This is a genomic window from Dolichospermum sp. LEGE 00246, assembly GCF_015207865.1.
Lineage (GTDB): Bacteria > Cyanobacteriota > Cyanobacteriia > Cyanobacteriales > Nostocaceae > Dolichospermum > Dolichospermum heterosporum.
In genome coordinates this window covers 1-3541 of sequence record NZ_JADEWA010000524.1, presented here as the reverse complement: position 1 = coordinate 3541, position 3541 = coordinate 1, and the positions used below count along the sequence as shown (strand labels likewise).

Here is a 3541-nt window from a genome sequence, read left to right as displayed (position 1 = left end):
GGGGAGCAGGGGGCAGGGGACTAGGGATGATATTGATATTTTTCTTGCCTCTTGCCTCTTGCCTCTTGCCTCTTGCCCATTACCTATTTTGCAGCATTACGATGCTTCTGCAATTCACTTCTTAATAGGGCAATTTCTGCCCTTAATTCGTCAATTTCGGTCTGTAAGTCTACTGAATCTCCCCCAGATGAACTATTACCTGTAGTTGTTCCAGTTGCAGACGATTCTGCCGCTCGATTAGCTCGTGCCATCACTTCTTCTGTAAACTGGCGTAGTTGCTCTTTAGTTTCAGCATCCAATTTGCCTAATTCACTCAAAGCATCAGTCAAGGCGACTTCTACACGCTCATTAATCACTTCAGCTACTGCTCTGCCTACGAAAAAGGCTTGCACAAGGGGATTACTCATAAATTTTTGTAAAGTTGCTCCGCAAAAAGAATTATAACCTGTATATAGGCCGTCATGCTTCTATCTGAAAGTTTTCTCAGTTGGTGAAATACAACCACTGTAAACAGGTGTCTCTCGTCAGAGGATGTTTGAAAAATTTCCGGCGATTATAAATCACGACGACACAAACAAAGTCCACCTGCGTGGACTAATGCAAATTCAAGGCTTTTAAACCCACGAAGGTGGGTTTCGTCTGTGTAGCCGCGACTTCTAGTCGCCTGGTGGATAATAAATAGACTTATTCAGAGTATCGTTGAAATAGATGAAAACTGCTGTAACATAAGAAATATTTACTTCTTAACAGGAAATAGTAAAAATGCTGGCAAGTTACATTGATAAAGCAATGGAATTAGCAGTTTATGAAATTATTGAAGATGATGGTACTTATTGGGGTGAAATTCCAGGTTTGCAGGGAGTATGGGCAAATTATAAAACCTTAGAAGGTTGTCGGCGCGAGTTGAAAGAAGCACTCAGTGATTGGTTGGCTTTACGTTTACGTTTAGGGTTAAATATTCCTTTGATTGAGGATATTAACTTGAATCAAATTACAGAGCCAGTATAAAATGCCTAGATTAACACCTGTTTCTCGGAATTATTTGATAAAGCGTTTGCGTTAGAATGGATATTAGATCAATATAAAGAAAAGAAACCAAAAGATCCCACTATTGCGGAAAAATTCAATACCTATCGTTTCGCAGATTATAAAGAACGGGTAATAGATTTATTAATGAGAGTTTGTACCGTGAGTGTGGAAACAATGAAAATAATTAGAGAAATGTCTGAATCAGGATAACCAGGATTTGAGGATTTTCAGGATAAAATATCAAAAATTAAACGCAGATAATTTTTACATTTTCTCTGTGTTCTCTGTGTTCTCTGTGGTTCGATAAAAAAAGAAATTGTCTGAATCAGGATATCCAGGATTTAAGGATTGTCAGGATTAATGAATATAATAATGTCTGATAGCGTAGCCATATCAGGATATCCAGGATTTAAGGATGTTGAGGATTAATGAATATCACATCCTGTTAATCTTTTAATCCTGTAAATCCTGATTCTGACAATTAATGCTATAATCAACAAATAACTACTTGGTATCACATCATGATGATTACTCAAGAATTAGAACTTAAAGAAAACATCTCTCAAGATGTGATTTTTCCTCCTAATGATTTATATAGTGATGAACCTCCCGTGGAAACAGAACTACATCTAGAGCAAATTATGCTCTTAATCAAATGTCTCAAATGGTTGTGGAAAGATAGATATGATTTCTATGCTGCGGGAAATCTCACCATTTACTATAGTCCTAATCAGAAAAAATCAGAATATTTCCGAGGTCCAGATTTCTTTGTTGTGCTGGGAACAGAACGCAAAACTCGGAAAAGTTGGGTAGTTTGGAATGAAGACGGTAAATATCCCAATGTAATTTTAGAAATTCTCTCACCAACTACAGCGAATACAGATAGAGAATACAAAAAAGAACTTTATCAAAATACTTTCCGCACACCGGATTATTTTTGGTTTGATCCTTATACACTAGAATTTGCAGGATTTCATTTATTAGATGGAAAATATCAACCTCTAGAAGCAAATGAAAAAGGGCATTTATGGAGTGAACAATTAAATTTATATTTGGGAATTCATGAGGGATTATTGCGCTATTTCACACCAGAAGGAAAGCTAGTGCTTACCCCTGAAGAAACCGCAGAACAGGAAACCCAAAGAGCCGAAAAGGAAGCGAGAAAATCAGAACGTTTAGCAGCAAAACTGAGAGAATTAAATATAGATCCTAATACAATTTAATCTACAATCAAACGTAGGTTGGGTTAAGCGATAGCGAAGCGCTCCACAGGAATCGCGCCACCCAACGAAAGTTTTAATAATATGTTTTAATAATATGATGTTGGGTTTCGTTCCGATTGCTCCGCGTTCATGCAGTGTCCCGCAGGGATACGTTTACGTTCCACAACCCAACCTACGGAACTAAACTCTGTTTTTGTAGCAAAGATTAATTATAACTATGCCCTACAGTGATTTTACACTAAAAAAAGTCCGTCAGGATTTAGCGATCGCCATCCATGAAGGAGGACGGTTTTTTCCAGATGTACCTCCTGTAAAACCTGATGATTTGCTACGTCAAGAACTAGAAGAAGGTTTACCATTGGTACTTGCACGAGGTAGTGAAAAAGCTCGTTCTGAATGGATTATTAGTCCTGTATTAACAGCAGTTCGACGATTATTAGATCGTCAAATTAGCCTCTTTTCTGGAGAAGATTTTACCGTTGATCCTAGTATTGGACTCAATGGTATTTGTGACTTTCTGATTAGTAAATCACTAAGCCAATTAGAAATTCAAGCTCCAGTAGTTATAATTATAGAAGCAAAAAAAGAAAATCTTAATGGTGGTTTAGGTCAGTGTATTGCAGAAATGGTAGCTGCCCAAAAATTTAATGCTGCTAATAATGTCAACATTCCCATAATTTTCGGTTCTGTCACCAGTGGAACTACTTGGAAATTTTTAAAACTGGAGGGTAATTCAGTCACTATTGATATTACTGAATATCCATTGCCACCAGTTGAGCCAATTTTAGCATTTCTAACATGGATGTTATCAGTAAATTAATATTGTTTTTAAATTCTGTAAATCCTGGTATAGCTACGCTATCAGACAATAATATGATGTTGGGTAACATACGTCAACCAAACCTACTGGAAATTTACACCTTCATAAATATCACTGAAGGGAATTTGAAAATCTATTGATTTTAAAGACAATATATCATTTACTGATTCATATTCAGTTAATACCCATTGTCCTTCGGCATTTTTGGCAAATTGTTCAATAAAACATTCATATTGGTCAATCATAATATATTCTTTTAATTCAGGAAGAGAACGATAAAATCTAAATTTGTCGGTTTTATCATAATTTATAGTTGATTTAGATAACACTTCGACAATCATTAACGGATTTGTTACTTGAGTAGTTCCAGTTCCTTGATATATTGGTTCTCCTTGAATTACCATAATATCTGGATAAGTATAGATTTGATAACGTTGTAGCCACAATTTAACATCACCCATATAAATCT

At 36.0% G+C, this 3541-nt stretch carries 5 protein-coding genes; 3 read left to right on the top strand and 2 right to left on the bottom strand.

From position 1 onward, the window contains the following. Positions 1–83 precede the first annotated feature (83 nt). Complete coding sequence (locus IQ228_RS23360) at positions 84–407, bottom strand: DUF6825 family protein (protein WP_027402126.1); 324 nt, start codon at positions 405–407, stop codon at positions 84–86. Positions 408–762: 355 nt separating this feature from the next. Between IQ228_RS23360 and IQ228_RS23355 the strand changes: the two genes are divergently transcribed. The 3 genes from IQ228_RS23355 (at position 763) to IQ228_RS23340 (ending at position 3072) form a co-directional block, all read left to right on the top strand. Then, positions 763–1008, top strand: a complete 246-nt coding sequence (locus IQ228_RS23355) for a type II toxin-antitoxin system HicB family antitoxin (RefSeq protein ID WP_027402125.1) — start codon at positions 763–765, stop codon at positions 1006–1008. 542 nt (positions 1009–1550) lie between these two features. Continuing rightward, on the top strand, positions 1551–2252 hold the full coding sequence (locus IQ228_RS23345; protein ID WP_193964601.1) for a Uma2 family endonuclease: 702 nt from the start codon (positions 1551–1553) through the stop codon (positions 2250–2252). 217 nt (positions 2253–2469) lie between these two features. Further along, positions 2470–3072 (top strand): hypothetical protein, encoded by a 603-nt coding sequence (locus IQ228_RS23340; RefSeq protein WP_027402122.1) that lies wholly within the window; start codon positions 2470–2472, stop codon positions 3070–3072. Between the two features lie 83 nt (positions 3073–3155). On the opposite strand, the gene IQ228_RS23335 is transcribed toward IQ228_RS23340, so the two are convergent. Next, positions 3156–3541 (bottom strand): Uma2 family endonuclease (locus tag IQ228_RS23335; RefSeq protein WP_193964600.1); only part of this gene is annotated, 386 nt, incomplete at its 5' end.

Excerpts from the sequence above, each read along its gene's own strand:
- IQ228_RS23360 (WP_027402126.1), bottom strand. The coding sequence starts at position 407 with ATGAGTAATCCCCTTGTGCAAGCCTTTTTCGTAGGCAGAGCAGTAGCT.
- IQ228_RS23355 (WP_027402125.1), top strand. The coding sequence starts at position 763 with ATGCTGGCAAGTTACATTGATAAAGCAATGGAATTAGCAGTTTATGAA.
- IQ228_RS23345 (WP_193964601.1), top strand. The coding sequence starts at position 1,551 with ATGATGATTACTCAAGAATTAGAACTTAAAGAAAACATCTCTCAAGAT.
- IQ228_RS23340 (WP_027402122.1), top strand. The coding sequence starts at position 2,470 with ATGCCCTACAGTGATTTTACACTAAAAAAAGTCCGTCAGGATTTAGCG.